The organism is Bacillus methanolicus MGA3 (assembly GCF_000724485.1).
Lineage (GTDB): Bacteria > Bacillota > Bacilli > Bacillales > Cytobacillaceae > Bacillus_Z > Bacillus_Z methanolicus_A.
Window position 1 is genome coordinate 460,474 of the sequence record NZ_CP007739.1, and the last position, 15,219, is coordinate 475,692.

General features: G+C 35.0%; 17 protein-coding genes and 2 pseudogenes. 8 read left to right on the forward strand and 11 right to left on the reverse strand.

All coding sequences use genetic code 11. The features are described 5' to 3' along the window. Positions 1–176 precede the first annotated feature (176 nt). The gene (locus BMMGA3_RS02340) at positions 177–1,289 is read right to left on the reverse strand and encodes an MGDG synthase family glycosyltransferase (protein WP_003348160.1); all 1,113 of its coding nucleotides are present in this window, start codon (positions 1,287–1,289) and stop codon (positions 177–179) included. Between the two features lie 609 nt (positions 1,290–1,898). Between BMMGA3_RS02340 and BMMGA3_RS02345 the strand changes: the two genes are divergently transcribed. Both BMMGA3_RS02345 and BMMGA3_RS02350 read left to right on the forward strand, forming a co-directional pair. Then, positions 1,899–3,371, forward strand: coding sequence for an alkaline phosphatase family protein (locus BMMGA3_RS02345; protein WP_003348156.1), 1,473 nt, complete (start codon positions 1,899–1,901; stop codon positions 3,369–3,371). 113 nt (positions 3,372–3,484) lie between these two features. Continuing rightward, positions 3,485–3,940 (forward strand): hypothetical protein, encoded by a 456-nt coding sequence (locus BMMGA3_RS02350; protein ID WP_003348154.1) that lies wholly within the window; start codon positions 3,485–3,487, stop codon positions 3,938–3,940. A gap of 868 nt (positions 3,941–4,808) precedes the next feature. On the opposite strand, the gene BMMGA3_RS02355 is transcribed toward BMMGA3_RS02350, so the two are convergent. Then, the gene (locus BMMGA3_RS02355) at positions 4,809–5,336 is read right to left on the reverse strand and encodes a type II toxin-antitoxin system PemK/MazF family toxin (RefSeq protein WP_003348153.1); all 528 of its coding nucleotides are present in this window, start codon (positions 5,334–5,336) and stop codon (positions 4,809–4,811) included. A 187-nt stretch (positions 5,337–5,523) separates the two neighbouring features. Between BMMGA3_RS02355 and BMMGA3_RS02360 the strand changes: the two genes are divergently transcribed. Beyond that, positions 5,524–5,898, forward strand: coding sequence for a tyrosine-type recombinase/integrase (locus BMMGA3_RS02360; protein WP_003348152.1), 375 nt, complete (start codon positions 5,524–5,526; stop codon positions 5,896–5,898). Here BMMGA3_RS02360 and BMMGA3_RS16940 read toward each other — a convergent pair. After that, positions 5,891–6,110 (reverse strand): annotated as a pseudogene (locus BMMGA3_RS16940) (FtsW/RodA/SpoVE family cell cycle protein); the annotation flags it as partial. The gene BMMGA3_RS02360 and the pseudogene BMMGA3_RS16940 sit on opposite strands and share 8 nt — an antisense overlap. 1,033 nt (positions 6,111–7,143) lie before the next feature. On the opposite strand from BMMGA3_RS16940, the gene BMMGA3_RS18130 reads away from it, so the two are divergent. Both BMMGA3_RS18130 and BMMGA3_RS18135 read left to right on the forward strand, forming a co-directional pair. Continuing rightward, positions 7,144–7,407 carry a hypothetical protein gene (locus BMMGA3_RS18130; protein ID WP_237712870.1) on the forward strand — a complete coding sequence of 88 codons (264 nt, stop codon included), beginning with the start codon at positions 7,144–7,146 and terminating at the stop codon, positions 7,405–7,407. 118 nt (positions 7,408–7,525) lie between these two features. Next, positions 7,526–7,777, forward strand: coding sequence for a hypothetical protein (locus tag BMMGA3_RS18135; protein WP_237712869.1), 252 nt, complete (start codon positions 7,526–7,528; stop codon positions 7,775–7,777). 173 nt (positions 7,778–7,950) lie between these two features. Here the strand turns inward: BMMGA3_RS18135 and BMMGA3_RS02370 are convergent, their stop codons facing one another. Continuing rightward, positions 7,951–8,148, reverse strand: a complete 198-nt coding sequence (locus tag BMMGA3_RS02370; RefSeq protein ID WP_318533209.1) for an aspartyl-phosphate phosphatase Spo0E family protein — start codon at positions 8,146–8,148, stop codon at positions 7,951–7,953. A 798-nt stretch (positions 8,149–8,946) separates the two neighbouring features. Between BMMGA3_RS02370 and BMMGA3_RS18600 the strand changes: the two are divergent. Together BMMGA3_RS18600 and BMMGA3_RS18150 are read left to right on the forward strand one after the other, a co-directional pair. After that, a pseudogene (locus BMMGA3_RS18600) lies at positions 8,947–9,392 on the forward strand (JAB domain-containing protein). A gap of 53 nt (positions 9,393–9,445) precedes the next feature. Beyond that, complete coding sequence (locus BMMGA3_RS18150; RefSeq protein ID WP_003348140.1) at positions 9,446–9,568, forward strand: hypothetical protein; 123 nt, start codon at positions 9,446–9,448, stop codon at positions 9,566–9,568. Positions 9,569–9,921: 353 nt separating this feature from the next. Here the strand turns inward: BMMGA3_RS18150 and BMMGA3_RS02385 are convergent, their stop codons facing one another. The 4 genes from BMMGA3_RS02385 to BMMGA3_RS02400 all read right to left on the reverse strand — a co-directional run bounded on the left by BMMGA3_RS02385 (position 9,922) and on the right by BMMGA3_RS02400 (position 12,762). Next, positions 9,922–10,773: a hypothetical protein gene (locus tag BMMGA3_RS02385; protein WP_003348139.1), complete on the reverse strand. Its 852-nt coding sequence runs from the start codon at positions 10,771–10,773 to the stop codon at positions 9,922–9,924. 18 nt (positions 10,774–10,791) lie between these two features. Next, entirely contained in the window at positions 10,792–11,673 is an 882-nt protein-coding gene (locus tag BMMGA3_RS02390; protein ID WP_003348138.1) for a M56 family metallopeptidase, read from the reverse strand. Then, on the reverse strand, positions 11,670–12,089 hold the full coding sequence (locus tag BMMGA3_RS02395; RefSeq protein WP_003348137.1) for a BlaI/MecI/CopY family transcriptional regulator: 420 nt from the start codon (positions 12,087–12,089) through the stop codon (positions 11,670–11,672). The genes BMMGA3_RS02390 and BMMGA3_RS02395 overlap by 4 nt, the downstream gene beginning before the upstream one ends. A gap of 199 nt (positions 12,090–12,288) precedes the next feature. Further along, on the reverse strand, positions 12,289–12,762 hold the full coding sequence (locus BMMGA3_RS02400) for a PCYCGC domain-containing protein (RefSeq protein WP_003348136.1): 474 nt from the start codon (positions 12,760–12,762) through the stop codon (positions 12,289–12,291). Between the two features lie 164 nt (positions 12,763–12,926). Between BMMGA3_RS02400 and BMMGA3_RS16700 the strand changes: the two genes are divergently transcribed. Continuing rightward, positions 12,927–13,256: a hypothetical protein gene (locus BMMGA3_RS16700; protein ID WP_050943034.1), complete on the forward strand. Its 330-nt coding sequence runs from the start codon at positions 12,927–12,929 to the stop codon at positions 13,254–13,256. A gap of 776 nt (positions 13,257–14,032) precedes the next feature. Here the strand turns inward: BMMGA3_RS16700 and BMMGA3_RS02410 are convergent. The 3 genes from BMMGA3_RS02410 to BMMGA3_RS18155 are packed head-to-tail and all read right to left on the reverse strand — an operon-like array spanning position 14,033 to position 15,209. Further along, complete coding sequence (locus BMMGA3_RS02410) at positions 14,033–14,302, reverse strand: hypothetical protein (protein WP_003348134.1); 270 nt, start codon at positions 14,300–14,302, stop codon at positions 14,033–14,035. Further along, positions 14,302–14,934, reverse strand: a complete 633-nt coding sequence (locus tag BMMGA3_RS02415; protein WP_259674477.1) for an ATP-binding cassette domain-containing protein — start codon at positions 14,932–14,934, stop codon at positions 14,302–14,304. Before BMMGA3_RS02415 ends, BMMGA3_RS02410 begins: the two co-directional genes overlap by 1 nt. Next, positions 14,922–15,209, reverse strand: a complete 288-nt coding sequence (locus tag BMMGA3_RS18155; protein ID WP_259674478.1) for an ATP-binding cassette domain-containing protein — start codon at positions 15,207–15,209, stop codon at positions 14,922–14,924. The genes BMMGA3_RS02415 and BMMGA3_RS18155 overlap by 13 nt, the downstream gene beginning before the upstream one ends. Between the last annotated feature and the right edge of the window lie 10 nt (positions 15,210–15,219).

The window sequence follows — 15,219 nt, forward strand, 5'->3', positions numbered from 1 at the left end:
GTATTCTTTGATGATTCCTATTTTGTAATTTCATTATTAGATATTCCTCCAGATCGTATGTAAGTTCCTATATCGAAATTTTCACTTGTTACAATAATTTACCCTCAATTCCTAAAAGTTATAAAGAGAAGAAATAAAAATTGTGGATAAAAATAAATAGTCATAGGAACTGGTTATCATAGGAACTGGTTAACAATAAATTCTGCACTTGCCAACGGATCTATTTTAAGTTGAAATTTCCTCATTCGATCATATAAAGATTTCATCTCTTCGGGAGAGAAAAGTAATTTTTCAATCACTTTATCGAGATTAGTTATGTCATCAATTTTTATAGCTAGATGATTATTTACTAAAAACTCACAATTTTTTTCCTCATGACCTGGGAATGGTTGATAAATATACATTGGAAGGCCCTTTGACATTGCTTCAAAACAGGTCAATCCACCTGCTTTTGTAATAAGTAAATCAGTTGCTTCCATCCACTCATCAATGAGATCAACAAACCCTAAAATCCGGACATGGGGATGATGAAATTTTTCATTTCTTGATAAAGTTCTTCTTAATGTTTCATTATTCCCAGTACAAATTATTATCTGAATATTTTCTTTCCATTTTAAAAGGGCATGGGAAAGTTCTTTGATTCCTCCTAATCCTAAACCTCCTCCCATGACCATAACTGAAGGAATATTTTTCAACCTTAATTTTTTTCGCATTTCTTGTTTATTTTTCTTAATCCAAAAATTAGATCTTATAGGCATGCCTGTAACTGCAATATGATTTTTTGGAACTCCCATATTGATTAATTGATTATACGCATCCTCACTCGATACTAAATAAACATCTACCTCAGAATGAACCCATGCCCCGTGAACATGAAAATCTGTTAACACCGTACAAAGAGTAAACGGATACCCTAGTCTCTTTAGTCGCGATATAGATGAGGTAGTAAATGGATGTGTACAGATGATAAGGTTAGGTTTTTCTTGTTCAAGAAGATCTTCAATTTGTCTATGAAACATTAGATAAATGATAAATTTCTTCCAATTGGATAGAGGAACGTTGTGTTTATAATGATACATTTTTCTCCATAATGATGGTGACAGTGAGTTCATTTTAAGATAAGAACCTACTAAAAGTTTTGTAGTAATAGGATGAAGTACCTGTCCTGCCTCTAATATTTGTGTATGTATAGAAGGAGCAAGATGAGAAATTCCTTGCATCAACGCTTCTGCAGCTTTTGTATGGCCATTCCCAATACATTCAGATAAAATAATTACTTTTTTATTCACGGTGTACACCCTTTTTCCGTTGTTGATTTAGAATTAGTTTGTTTTTTGAAAAGATTTACTATTCTACTTAGAGGTGAGGATTTTTTGGAAATTAAGATCATGACCTACAACATTCATCATGACAGGTGAATTGATAAATGAATGGATCTTTACAGAATTGCTGAAGTGATTGCAAAAAGTGATGCAGACATCATTGGTCTTAACGAAGTTGATAGACATTTTTCTACTATTCTCATCCAATGATAATCATGGAGATTGTAATATGAGGCCCAGATCAAGAGGGTGGAGGAAAATAACCAATGAGTATCAAGACGTTTAGCACCTTGCAGGCAATGGAGAAGGATATACTTATCCATCGCTTTGATCAAGTTTAAGATTGGACTATATATTTGTCAGTTCCAATATATGGGTTATTGAAGCAGAAGTTGTAACAAAAATACCAAAAGAAACTGACCACTTACCGTTAAAAGCAACACTTTCTTCTAGCTAATAAGTTCAGAAAAATTTATAAAAGAAAAGAATATTTTCAATATGACAATTATAATTGTTTGTAAAATATTCAATAATAAAACAAATAAGTTAAGTTTTTTATGGAAAGGAGAATGAATGATGATATCAACCCATTCTCAGGAAAAAAGAATTATCATGCTTATTATTGACACATTAATGGATTCCTCCTTACAAGCTGCGATAAAGAGTGGAAAAGCTCCTGCCTTACAATTTTTTATTGAAAATGGCCGTTATTTTTCTAATCTTGTTAGTCCGTTTCCGACAATGTCAGTCAATGTCGATAGTACGTTATTAACGGGTGTATCCTGTGATAAACACAAAGTTCCAGGCTTAGTTTGGTATAACCAAAAAGAAAAAAGAATTGTTAATTACGGAAGCCATGTTAGAGAACTCATTAAACTGGGATTAAAGCAATTCATGGAAGACATATTCTATAATATAAATCATGAACATTTAAGCAAGCAGCATAAAACAATTCATGAAATTTTAAAAGATAAGGGAATTCAAACTGCTTCAATAAATGCCCTTTTATATAGGGGAAGTAACCCTAGCGAATTGAAAATACCTTTTCTCTTATCGTTGTTTACAGGGTTAAATAGGAAGGTAAAGTCGTATTCACCGGATTTATTCTCATATGGAGCAATGCATAGACTAAACCCTTTAAAAAAGAATTCTCTTTTTTGGCAAAAGTATGGATTCAACGATAAATTTTCAGCAAATGAACTAAAATATCTTATAAGTCAAAACAAACTACCTGCTTTTACGATCGCTTATTTTCCTGATTTAGATCAAAGTATACATAAAAATGGGAGAACTGATATAAAAGGAATTCAAAAGGTAGATAAAGAATTACAAAAAGTCCTAAATCAGTATCAGTCATGGGATGATGCTCTTGCCAACAACATCTGGATTATTCTTGGTGATAATGGTCAAGCGTGGATCGATAAAAATCGTAATAAAGCTTTAATAGATTTAAGAAAGCTTTTAAGCCCATATCAAATAGTAAAGTTAAACAAGGGGATTACTCCACAAGATGAAATTGTTCTAAGTGTTAACGAGAGAATGTCTTTTATCTATTCTCTTGACACCCAAAAGGTGCCTTTAGACGATATAGCAAGGATACTGCAAACAGATAATCGAATTGATGTTATTGCATTAAAAAGGGAAAAAACGATAACAGTAACATCTGGGATTCATGGTGGTTATTTCCATTTTCATCCTGAAGGGGATTTTGTTGATGAGTATGGACAATCTTGGTATATAGAGGGGAATAATGAGATATTAGATCTCGAAATTATGAATAAAAGAATCAAATATGGTGATTACCCTGATGCATTGGCAAGGTTATATGCTCCATTTTTCTCACATGAAGGTAAATACATTATTGTAAGTGCAAAACCTGGTCATGAATTCATAGGTGAGGGCTCTCCTACACATGTTGGTGGTGCTAGTCATGGAGGGTTACACAAACAAGATTCTCTAGTGTCACTGATTATTACTGGCACTAATTCAACCCCCAATCACTTACGTACTTTAGATATTAAGGATTGGCTTTTGTCGTTAATACAATAAAATTTATTTAAGTTTTATTCATAAACTTATTCCTATATTTCGAAGAATGTCGTCAAAAAATTATCATCTATATTTTATCTCTTCTTTAAAACAATTTTGTATGAGGGGTATGAATGAATTATTTTCAAATGCTTTCTTTATTAAGAGGTGGAAGAAGGAATCAAAATATTCTAGGAATGTTTGGAAGAAATAGAAACAATAATAGTTTGATTATTCATTCAAAACAATTTAAATTTAGCAAATTCAGAATTGGTAAAGAAGTAGTACCGGATAAAGAGAATTTTACACTAGATAACGCCGCAAAGATTGTAACATCAAAGTATACAGGCGGGCCGTCCAAATCGATAACGCCAGCCGTTCTTACGGAAACGAAAGAAGAAGCGCGTGATTTAATGCGTTCTGATGAAATCATTCAATCCCTTTTGGATCATATCGAAAGACAGGAACAATTTAACCGAGAATTGCTTGAAAGGTTGGATAGACAGCAAAAATACATTGAAGAACGCTTAAACGATCGCGATCAGCGTCTAATGAAAGCTATGCAAACGGAAAGAATAAAAACGGCTTAAATGTTGCAACTACTGTGTTTTTTAGTTCCTTTCTGAATTCCTACCAGGATAAATAATCGGTACGGTATTACGGCCAGCCATTCGGTACGCCTTTTTTAAAAAAGCCGGAACTGCTAAAGGGTCTTATTGCGGTAAATAGTTCGGAATTTGTTGTCTGCTAAAGCCTACGTCACTTTTGCTTGTCCATTATTCTAGTTTTTTGAAGAAAAATTTAATTAATTGAAAAAATGTATAAGTAGTTGATTTTTGGCCAGAACGGTAGTAAAGGAGAGTGAGGAACATGTTCGGACTGGGAAAGAGACGTTCGAAATTCGGTAAGTGGATAGACGAAAAGGTTTAAAGCAGGAGTGGATCGCAGAGAAAAGCGGGGTAAGCCGTTATCAGCCAGTTGGTCAACGACGATGAAAGAGAACCAACACTTAAGAATGATAAGAAGATAATAAAAGCGTTAAAGGAGATTGATCCTAACGTAAAACAGCATGACTTTTGGAGTATGTAAGATGAGTGTAACCGAATGCACTTGTCTTTTTTTGTTTTTAGTGGCAAAGTAAAACCCCCAGTCAAAGACTGAGGGTCGGGCCTACGCTAAGGTAGGCGAACAGGTTCTGCTTCTATGAGCAGTGGATTACCTGCATTTGCAGGTGAAGTAAAGATAGTTTATTCGTGTTATGTAAAAACTATACCCGAAAGAGGCAAATATAAACGAAGGGAGCAATTTTTCAATTACTCCCTCGCAAGAATCTAATCACGAATTAAAATATATCGTGCGGGTCCACAACTAGGTGGACGAAATAAATTTGTAACTTAAGTATACAAGTTGTGGCGTTTAACTGTCAAGGCCTGTCCGGCCTAATTGAACCCTGTAGGATTATTTTTTTCCAGTTGTAACCCAGTTTATACAGGTTAATATTTTCTGCAGCACTTTAGGCTCCACGTTACCAAGTTTTCTGTCTATACGAATTTTGCTAACGCTGCGGATTTCTTCACACTTAACAGCAGAATCGTAGTTTAAGAACGGATAATGCTTTTTGAAAAGAAAATAATGGCTGTTATATCGCGGCATTTTTTGCTTCTTACGATTCAGATAGTACTTTAATTGCTTAGATAGTGGTACGATAGCTACGTTATCGGCTGTATTGTTAATGGTATCGTTAGAAACAACAAGGACAGGACGTAGTCCTCCTTCATCTGTGTTCATTTCTGAACCGATATTCTCTCCTAGTTTACACAGGTAGATAGCGCCTTGCTTAAGTTTACGTGCTTTTTGTTTGGCTTCATCATCAATCCAGCCTTTTGCTAATTCGTCTTTCTCCTTTGACCATGCGCGAAGCGCCATTTCTTTCTCAAACTTACGGATTCGCTTGCGTTCAAACTTTATAGCGTCTGATTCTGGCATGTGTTTTCCCCCTCTCTCTGTAACTCTATGATTGTACCACGCTTCTGCAATTTTAGTCCTAGAAAATAACCGAATGTGAAAAACGACGTAAAAATCCGTTATATCAATGTTTTTCTGGGTAATTAGTAAATTTTATTACTTTTAAATGTATCGTTTTGTATAAAAATGTTACATAGGAGGAGGAAAAATGAGTGGCTACAAAAGTATGACTGTTCAGCCGATCAGAAGTAGGGAGAAAGTGGAAGAAATAAAGCAGATTTTAAAAGATCAGTCTAAACGAGACTATTTTCTTTTTGTCATGGGAATTAACTGCGGGTTGCGTATTAGTGATATGCTGCAGTTAAAGGTCAAGGATGTTCGTGGGAAAGAATATATCGGATTAAGGAAGGCAAAACAGATAAATATAAACGCTACCTTACAAAACGAAATTGCTCTATATACGGCAGATATGGAGGACGACGACTATCTTTTTCCTTCTAGGAAGGGGGGGCAAACCTATTACCAGGGTACTTCTAACTTGCTGCTCCTTTCCAACGGTTGTCGGCATAGTTTTTTCACATAGTTATACCATTGAAAAATATTAACCCGATCGCAAGCATGTTAACCATTAATGAGCTTCCTCCGTAGCTGATAAACGGTAGCGGTATTCCGGTAATCGGCAAAAGTCCGATTGTCATCCCAATGTTTTGGAAGACGTGAAACATAATCATGCTTATAACTCCTAGACACATATGTGTAAAAGTTGTTTTTCATTTCCATTCCGATTTTCGTTAAGGATAATTTTAATTATTTTTGGTCATTCCACCAATGAATTAGAGAGTTATTTCAGACATATCAGGAAATTTATTCTTTGTTTCTCCATTATAAAAAGGTAGGGGGCAATCCCTGCCTTAAAAACACGGAAGTTGAATTAAAGGTCTACAACACCTCTTTGTCGAAAAATAAAATGCAATACAACGGACGGAGAGGAATATCATGACTGATTCACGTCACAACGATATACAAACGATGTTTCAATCGATGAAGAAGATCAAAGATAAACGAATGTATGAGGTCTAGACCCCTTTTTCTTTTTAGAGATTTTATGTTTACCTCAACACTCGTCTATTCTTTTTTCTCCTTTGTGCATATTTTGTACAAGAGATAATATTATCTTCCCGTAGCCAGGTCCATGATAGTTACCTCTCAGAAGGGGCTGACTCATACATCGCTTAAAAGCGATGTTTTGAGTCAGCCCCTTTAGAAACTTATATATAAATGTAACTATATATAAAGACACAAATTATGTCTTATTTATATTTATCTTTCGTTTTTTGGTTAAAGCAGGCATAAGCAAACAGATGAAAGTTTGTTTGCATGGTATGAGGAAGTGTAGATAGTTGAAAGGGGTTTTTCTTACAGGAGATTTGAGTTTAAGTCTAGGACAGTTTCTAAGTGTCCCAGACTTATTTTTCATTCTTATGGTCCTTATATTTCGTAATTATGCTAATGAACAGATTGGGAATTTACACCTATTTCTATTATTGGAATAAACTTTAAAAATAAAATAACGCCTAGTTTAGGCGTTATTTTTTCTTCTTCTTTTTAAGTGGAAGTCCATATTTGTTTGCGTTATCAATCATTTTCTTAGCCAATGCGGCAGCCTCTTGTTTCTTCATCTGTTTTTCTCCTTTCAGGTTGATCCAGTTTTCTTTTTATCCATCTTCACCAGGAATGGAAAAAATATACATTCTCCCCGATCCTTCCCCATATACATGTAGTAAACCAGGGACAAAAAGACAGTGTCCTAAAGCTAATGAGGGAAACGATGAAAAAAGAGAAGGAGAGACGTACCCGATCAGATAAAAAACGAGATGTGAAACCGACAATCACCATTCAACTTAAAGAATGCATTTACAGGATATCTTATATAACAAATACGCCGGTTAAAGATGTGGCCGAGACCATTTGTGAGGCCGGGCTTGTTTCAAGGAAAGTGATGGATTATTTATCGCAGCATTTCCGAAGACCTGTCCGATTGAAGAATACTTTATACATGGGAGACCTGGACCGCCCTTCTTTACGAAAGTGATCTTCAGCTGGCCAGTGTCGAGCGTATTACAATACGCTTACCTCAAGGAACTTATGAGAATTTAACCGCCCTTGCTTATGCGCTTGATGTTACACCTTCTCGTGCAACCGCATTACTTTTGGATGCAAGTATCCGGAATTCGGATTTCATTAATGAGTATGTTCGTGACTATCTGAAACAGCATCTTGATGATGGCCGTATGAGAGAACTAAAAAAAGTAATGAAATTCATTAATACAAATAATCCTTATGAGGAAGAGATTTCATGGAGTGCGTTGCTTTCTTTTCTTTTTGACGAGTTAAAGATTGGGGCGAGCAATATATCAGAATCTATTCAGGATTGGTTAGATAAGTGGAATAGGAAGGAATAATAACAATACCTTTATTGACATCCGTTAGCTAAAACAACCCCAAAAAGGAGACAGTATCAAAGCTGCTCAATGATACAGTACTCTTCGTTCCATCAGCTGCTATGCAGCTGGACGGAATGATCTCTTTTGTAACGCTTGAATAAAATTGGAAGGACTTTTTCATTTTTCTATCTTTATTTTTTATGAGAAAGTTGTAATTGTTTTTGGTACATCGTGATTAGTTGGTCTAATTTCTGACTGCAATAAAGGGTGTCATAGCTATTTAAGCCGGTTTCTTCAGAGATCTGGATCAATTCTTTTTTAAGCTGATTAATTCTTTCTTCTAATTCGTTGGTTGAAGTACTAAACATCATACAAATTCCCCTAATCATCCATTATTTTTTAACCATTTAGTGCAATAAAATCGTTCTTTATAATATTATACAAAAATTTTGAATATTCTAAATACTTTTTTACGAAATTTTCTATAAAAATACAAAAAAGTACAAAAATATTTTTCTTTGGGCGTCAGCACTACGGACTGATCGGAAAGCAAAGGAAATAGCATTTCGCTTCGTTCTAGCGCATTTCATAAACATGTTTTTTAGGAAGGAGATTATTCCTTCCTTTTTTTATTGTTTTTTAAGTTTCATAATCTTTGGGGTCACCGCAAGGGTCTGCTAACGATCTGTAAGTTCCTATTGTCGCGAACAGCTCGTAAGCATCTCGCTTCGGTCTAAAATCACCGATAACCACGGACTGTACGGCTTTTGTTTCGCCTACATTCCGTAGGTTCCTGTCGATTTCTTAACGCCCGAACGATGACGTGGAAGACCTTTTAAAGCTCATACAAGGAAGGAAAAAGGAAAATTCCCGGCTAACGCCAGGAATTCGGGTCGCTTGCTGTGTTCCTACGATTAAACTTTGCCCTTTGCCTTCCGAATCGTAAAACATCACAAAGCCGACTAACCTTCCAGCAGGTCGAGCCTCCTAGGCTGCGCCCTCAACCTACTGGAAGCTAAGTCGTCGAGCCAGGCCGTTCAAGGGGCAAAAAACTTTTTGTGCTTAATCCCTTGACTGTCTGTCTATGCGTGTTTTTCGTTCTCCATGCCAAAGGGCAAAATAATCCCCCTTTGGGGAACTAAATTGCTTCGGAAGGCAAGGAGAAAAATCAAAGGAGGAGTTATTTGATGCAACCGATTTTTGAAGTGCTTCGTATTAAGCAGGAAATCAGAGAAGTTTCAGCATCGTTTGTTGTTCATAAAATTTACAATCAAAAAAATGTGGCAGAATTAGCGACAGCATACATCGCAGACGAGGACAGAGAGGTTTTTCTTGTGATGATGCTCAATACAAAAATGAAGTGGTTGGGCTTCACAGAGCGCATGTCGGAAGCTTAAACGCAAGTATTGTTCATCCACGCGAAGTGATGAAAGCGGCAATCCTTAACAATGCGGCTTCTATTATCGTCAGTCATCAGCACCCATGTGGAGACACGACACCAAGCCGAGAAGATATAGAGGTTACAAAGCGACTTGCAGAAGCCGGAAGGATAATCGGAATAGAAGTTCTTGACCATGTAATTGTGAGCTATACCGGAAATTATGTCAGTCTAAAAGAAAAAGGTTATCTTTAAAAGGAAAGAAGCAAAGGGGCTTTTGCCCCTTTGTTTGAAAGGAGAAAGGCGACATGAACAAGAATGAAACCATTAGTGAACCGAAGCCGGATCGCGAGCTGGTGACGGCTCTACGCATGGAAGAAAAAACATCTGTTTTTTCTTTGATTGAAAAAGCAGGCATCGAGCCTGCTTGATGGTTGCTGAAGCAACCTTTTGAAAGCTTATTCGTAGAAGAATTGTGGGAACCAATCAAGGAACTAAAAGAGAAAGGGCTAACACCCAATGAAGTTAGAAAGATTATTTTAATTTATAGAATGGCTTAGAAAATACAGAATTAGAGGGATATTTCATTGAGGAAAAATTACCGTTTTTTCTTGTTGAATGACAATAAAGTTGTTTAAAAACGCCAGTTATGTTATTCCATTAAAGGGCCATTTAATGGAATAAGAGAAGGAAATATTAGAAAGTAAATCGCATCTCATAAACGGAGTAGGTTAGTTGAACAAGTAACAATAAAATCCTCCACCTTTAGGAGGATTTTCAGTTGTTATGAGACTTTGACTACGAAAGGAACGGTAATGACCTTGCCTTCGTGTTGGAACTGACCCCAAATTTTATAGATTCCACTCTTAGGGAACTTGGTCATAAATTTGGCGTCTGGTCCTTTTGCCTTTTCGTCCATTGGATGTACGTGTAAGTAGTCCTCTGTGTCTTCACTGATGATTACAACGTGTCCAACTGCACCTAAGTATGGTTGTAAATTAGTAATTGGTCGACCTGTCCTGTGGTCTTTAATGTTAAAGTTCAATGTAACGTCTTTTTCAGCTTTGAGTTCGTCAAAAGATAATGTAATTTCCTTGCCTTCTACAACTTTAGTTAGATTTTTGTCTGTATTGAGTGTAGTTGTTTTTGCTTTTTTTCCCTCAACCCTAACAATGTGATTTTTTACAACTTTTGATGCCCCTTTTGGAACATAATCGGCATATAATTTATATTCTCCTCCAACAGGGAAGTTTAAGGAAACCGTAAATAGTCCGTCACCAATGTATTCAGGATGCAAATGGTCAAAATAAGATAAATCTTTACTTACCACAATCAGATGCATTAGCTTTTCGTGCTGAATATCAAAGTCTTTAACAGTTTTTCCGTCTTTATCGTTAATTTGAATTGTTAAATCAACCATTTCATTGCTTTTTGGAGTTTCTTTTGAAAACTTCCAAACAGCCTGAGTAGTATCCTCTTGGGACTGGTTCATTTCATGATTCATTCCTTCGTGATTTTCACCTTGTTGCATATTTTCGTGATTCATATGTTGATTTTCATTTGTATTGTCGGATTTGCCACATCCACTTGCAATCAATAAAGCGGAGATTAGAGTGGATACCATTATTTTTTTCATTTTGATTTGTCATCCTTTCTAGATTAAGAATTTATGACAAAAGATTTGGCTTTCTACACATATTGCAAAAATGAGGACATTGATAAGTAGAAGAGTTACCGATACGATAAGAGATTTTTTGTTAACGATAATGGGGATAGGAATATGTTTTTTAGGTTCTATGATCTGCATAATTCGATAATTCATCGCCACATCAGCGAAATGCATCACAGCCTCACCAAATGACGTATTTGCTTGAATTTTTGAAACCTTCAACAATACTGAACCAAGTGGATTACTGCTCTTCATCTTTTTAAAGGCATACTGGTCAGCGAGCAATTCTCTCCAAGTGTTGTAATATTGAACCAGACTCTTCAGCATAGGAATATAAGATAATCCTTCTGTCACAACCTTTATAAGCATTAGTCTAAATGGGTCTCGATGTATGGAGTGAAATTGTTCGTGAAGCAGGATGGCTCGAAGCTCTTCTTCCGAAAAATGATCCATTACAAAGGTCGATATCACGATTTTCGGTTTTATAAACCCAGTGGTTAAAGCAACAAACTGGTGATTTTCTATGACCAAGATTTGATTTAAAAACTCCGGATATTGAGCGTTTATATACCTAGTTTTGGACCAATTTTGAGTAAGCAAAAATTTTGTATACCACTTGTCAGAAAGTTTAAGTTGCTGTATGATTTTCCAAGTTATTCTTACAAATACAATGATAAAAAATAGGCTAATCGTTAATCCAAGTATAGAATATCCTTTACTCATTGTCGTTGAATGTTGAGGCATTAACCAATATTGCAGACTCCTACCGAAATGGTGGTATAAGAATATTGCCATTTCTAACAGCGTAAATCCTCCAAATAAGAGGATTATTGCAAAAACCAATTCAGATTTCATCCTTGAAGTCATTGTTCATTCCTTCTTTTGGCTTCATTTAATTTTTCTTCTAGCTGTTTAAGCAAGGATGGATCCACATCCTGAATGGCATCAACCATATTAGTTACAGCTAATCCTCCAAAATCCTCAATAAGTCCATAAGCTATGGATTTGGTTTGCTCAGATAAAAATTGCTCCTTGGTTTGAACGGCTTTAAAGTAAGTGATTCGTCCTCTCGTTTCTTTGTGTAGATGTCCTTTATCAACAAGCCTATTCATTACAGTCATAACAGCATTAAAAGAAATTGGTTTTTCATTATTGATATGCTGTTGGACTTCCCTAATGGTGACTTGCCCTGATGACCAGATATAATTCATTATTTTTGCTTCCAAGGCTCCAAAGAAACGATTCAATCCCTCTTCATTGATTTTAAAGTTATTGATTTTCAATTGTTCCTCATCCTCTCCACCTATAAACCACACATTATAGTGTTCACTACATATTGTAGTGCAGAAATAAAATAAGTCAAATTTGATATAATTGATATTTTGTTATAAAGAAAAGTTCGTTTAAGTTATAAAATACATTGGTCAAAATAGGCAAAATGAAAACCTCACCTTTCGTTTTCAGAAAAGTGAGGTTTGTTTATTATAAAGGAATTGGAGTTTTAGTTGGTTTTGCGTAACCTTCTTTGTACTTTTCATCAATGTAATTGCGAATTTCCTTTATAGATTTACCTTCTTGTTTCATTTTCATGGATTCAGCTGCAATTTCTAAGCAAACTCCACAACGAGTACCGTGGTCATCCCATACAACAGAACCATCTTCATTGATTTTTTTGACAAAGCAATTCATATTACTTTTATGTCCAGCACTCTCAGCACAACCGCAATAACAAGGAATCCATTGTAACAACTCTGTTGATTTGCCAGCAGCTTGATACACCAAGCGGATCTCTTCACTTTGACCTTTCAAAAAGGTCGGTAAAACATCGGCAGAAGCAGTTTTTTCTTGCAAATCTCCATTGGATGAATGCTCTTGATGTAATTGTTCTTTATTTGAACTGCAAGCTGAAATGATCAAAGTGAGCAGAAGTAAAACAAAAAATCCCTTATATTTCATTCTTGTCACCTCTTATCATATTAGATATTGCTAATATATCATAAGGGGTAAACCATATTCAGCGTAATAATATATTGTTTAAAATATTTTGATGTTGGAAGAATCTTAGTAAACGTGTTAACATAGGTTGAATACACGTACAAAAAAGAGGGCACGGTGAGTGAATGTCATTAGGTAAACTAATTGGCAGAGGTAATACAGCTGAAGTATTTGAATTTAGTAATAAAGAAGTATTAAAGCTGTTTTATGAAAAGATACCTTTTGAATATATTGAAAAAGAATACGAAACAAGCAGAGTGATAAATCAACTAGGCATCCCCTCTCCTAATGTAAGAGAACTTACGGAACTGGACAATAAATGGGGCATCATTTATGAAAAAATAATCGGCAGAAGTTTTACGCAAGTTTTATCCTCAAAGCCGTTATTACTTAAAAAAAAATGCTCGTTTTTTCGCGAATTTACAAGCTTCATTTCACGGAAAGAGAACGGATAAACTGCCTTCTCAAAAAGAATACCATTCTCGGAACATCTCCGGAACCAACCTATTAAGTAAGGAAGAAAAGGAACTGATTTTGAATTATTTAATGCAGTTGCCAGACGGTAACAAAGTTTGTCATGGTGATTATCATAGCGACATATTATTCTGATGAATGGTGATGCGAAGGTACTTGATTGGATGACCGCCACTTCGGGGAATCCATGCGGTGATGTCGCAAGAACTCTAATTGTTATGCGGTATTCTTATCTCCCACCGGACATGCTAAAAGCAACAAAATTATTAATTCAGACCGTAAGAAAAGCGTTTGCGAGATTTTATTTGAACTCTTACATACAGTTAACTAAAACTTCCACAGAAAGCATAGATAAGTGGCTTTTGCCTGCGATGGCTGCAAGACTGGTTGAAGGCATTCCGGAACCTAAAAAACAGTTTCTTTTGAGGAAAATAAGATACAAGTTATGAACCATTTGAGGGAAAATAAAGTTTTTCTATGTATTTGTGCTGTTCGTTCAGACGTTACAAAAGCAATCTATTTATCTCTTTTAGCTGTTCGATTTCTGCTTTCAGTTCTTTCATCATTCGATTTCCGTCCGTTTGAGAACACATTGTTGTTTATATTTTGCTGTTATTACTGTGGAAGCGTTTGCGATAGATAAGTTTTTGTCCTAGACTAAGATTTTAAATTTACCTAGCACAAACAAATCTTTTTCTTTAAACAATCGTTTGTTTAATTCATCCACAAATAAAGTTATAATTCTGTTCTTCTAACGCTAGGAACAAATTTTCGTAAAGTGCTGTCTCCAATAGCCAACTTTTCTGTAATCTCTTTGTAGAAATAAGGCGCGTCCGTTCCTTTCATATTTTAACATTTGTATTTCAGATGCTGCTTTTTCCTTCCAGTTACCATTTGGTTCTGCTTTATAATTAATGAAAACAGCTATACTAACGAATATGATCAAACTAACTAGAAAAAACCACGTTCTCTTTTTGGAATAAATTTTCATTAATTCATTTTGAATAAGTAAATGAAGCCCTCTCATTATTGTCCCTCAGCTTTTGTTAGATTTAAAAAGTGATTCTCTAATAATACTTCTGATTCCTTAATATAATAGACTTTTATATTATTCCTAATTAAAATATCTATAATAATCGGTATCTCTTCTTTCATAGTAGAAACTCTGATTTTTGATTTGCTTATTATCTCAACATTATAGGAATTGTTTCTAAGTATTCTTGCTGCGTCATGGGAATTACTAACATCAAATTCCTTTTGCGAAGAGAATTTCTTATCTTTTAAGGAAATGACGTCAACTAATTTTCCTTCCTCAATGATTGCAGCTCTATCACATATTAACTGCATTTCTGATAACAAATGACTAGAAATTATAATGGATTTTCCTTCATTTTTAAGGGATTTCAAATAGCTTCTTAATTCAAGTATTCCTTTAGGATCTAATCCGTTAGTCGGCTCATCTAATATAAGAAGAGAAGGGTTATGCAAGATTGCCTGAGCAATACCTAACCGTTGACGCATTCCCAATGAGTAAGTTTTTACTTTCTTGTGGATGGAAGATTCTAAATTTACTTTTTTAACTACATCGTAAATTTGCTCTAATGTGAATTCTTTTTTTGACATTCGTGCAAAGTGAATTAAATTTTTCATTCCAGACATATATTTATACATATCGGATTTTCAACTATTATGCCTATTTCCATCATCGCTTGAGCATGATTTCTATCAATATCAGTACCGTTAATAATTATTTTTCCAATAGTTTTAGAGATAAGACCAGCAATCATTCTAATCAAAGTAGTTTTACCTGAACCATTTGGGCCTAATAAGCCAAATATTTCTCCTTTTTTTACATTAAAAGAGATATCATTAATAATAATTTTTTCTCGTACTTGTTTAACTACATTTTTTACCTCTAAAGCAATATTCTCCATAGTATCCTCC

Coding starts and splice junctions, on each gene's coding strand:
- BMMGA3_RS02360 (WP_003348152.1), top strand. CDS start 5,524: ATGAGTGGCTACAAAAGTATGACTGTTCAGCCGATCAGAAGTAGGGAG.
- BMMGA3_RS18130 (WP_237712870.1), top strand. CDS start 7,144: ATGAAAAAAGAGAAGGAGAGACGTACCCGATCAGATAAAAAACGAGAT.
- BMMGA3_RS02400 (WP_003348136.1), bottom strand. CDS start 12,762: ATGAAATATAAGGGATTTTTTGTTTTACTTCTGCTCACTTTGATCATT.
- BMMGA3_RS02385 (WP_003348139.1), bottom strand. CDS start 10,773: ATGAAAAAAATAATGGTATCCACTCTAATCTCCGCTTTATTGATTGCA.
- BMMGA3_RS02410 (WP_003348134.1), bottom strand. CDS start 14,302: ATGAGAGGGCTTCATTTACTTATTCAAAATGAATTAATGAAAATTTAT.
- BMMGA3_RS18150 (WP_003348140.1), top strand. CDS start 9,446: ATGAACAAGAATGAAACCATTAGTGAACCGAAGCCGGATCGCGAGCTG.
- BMMGA3_RS16700 (WP_050943034.1), top strand. CDS start 12,927: ATGTCATTAGGTAAACTAATTGGCAGAGGTAATACAGCTGAAGTATTT.
- BMMGA3_RS02355 (WP_003348153.1), bottom strand. CDS start 5,336: ATGCCAGAATCAGACGCTATAAAGTTTGAACGCAAGCGAATCCGTAAG.
- BMMGA3_RS18155 (WP_259674478.1), bottom strand. CDS start 15,209: ATGGAGAATATTGCTTTAGAGGTAAAAAATGTAGTTAAACAAGTACGA.
- BMMGA3_RS02370 (WP_318533209.1), bottom strand. CDS start 8,148: ATGATTAGGGGAATTTGTATGATGTTTAGTACTTCAACCAACGAATTA.
- BMMGA3_RS02390 (WP_003348138.1), bottom strand. CDS start 11,673: ATGACTTCAAGGATGAAATCTGAATTGGTTTTTGCAATAATCCTCTTA.
- BMMGA3_RS02345 (WP_003348156.1), top strand. CDS start 1,899: ATGATATCAACCCATTCTCAGGAAAAAAGAATTATCATGCTTATTATT.
- BMMGA3_RS02415 (WP_259674477.1), bottom strand. CDS start 14,934: ATGTCTGGAATGAAAAATTTAATTCACTTTGCACGAATGTCAAAAAAA.
- BMMGA3_RS02350 (WP_003348154.1), top strand. CDS start 3,485: ATGAATTATTTTCAAATGCTTTCTTTATTAAGAGGTGGAAGAAGGAAT.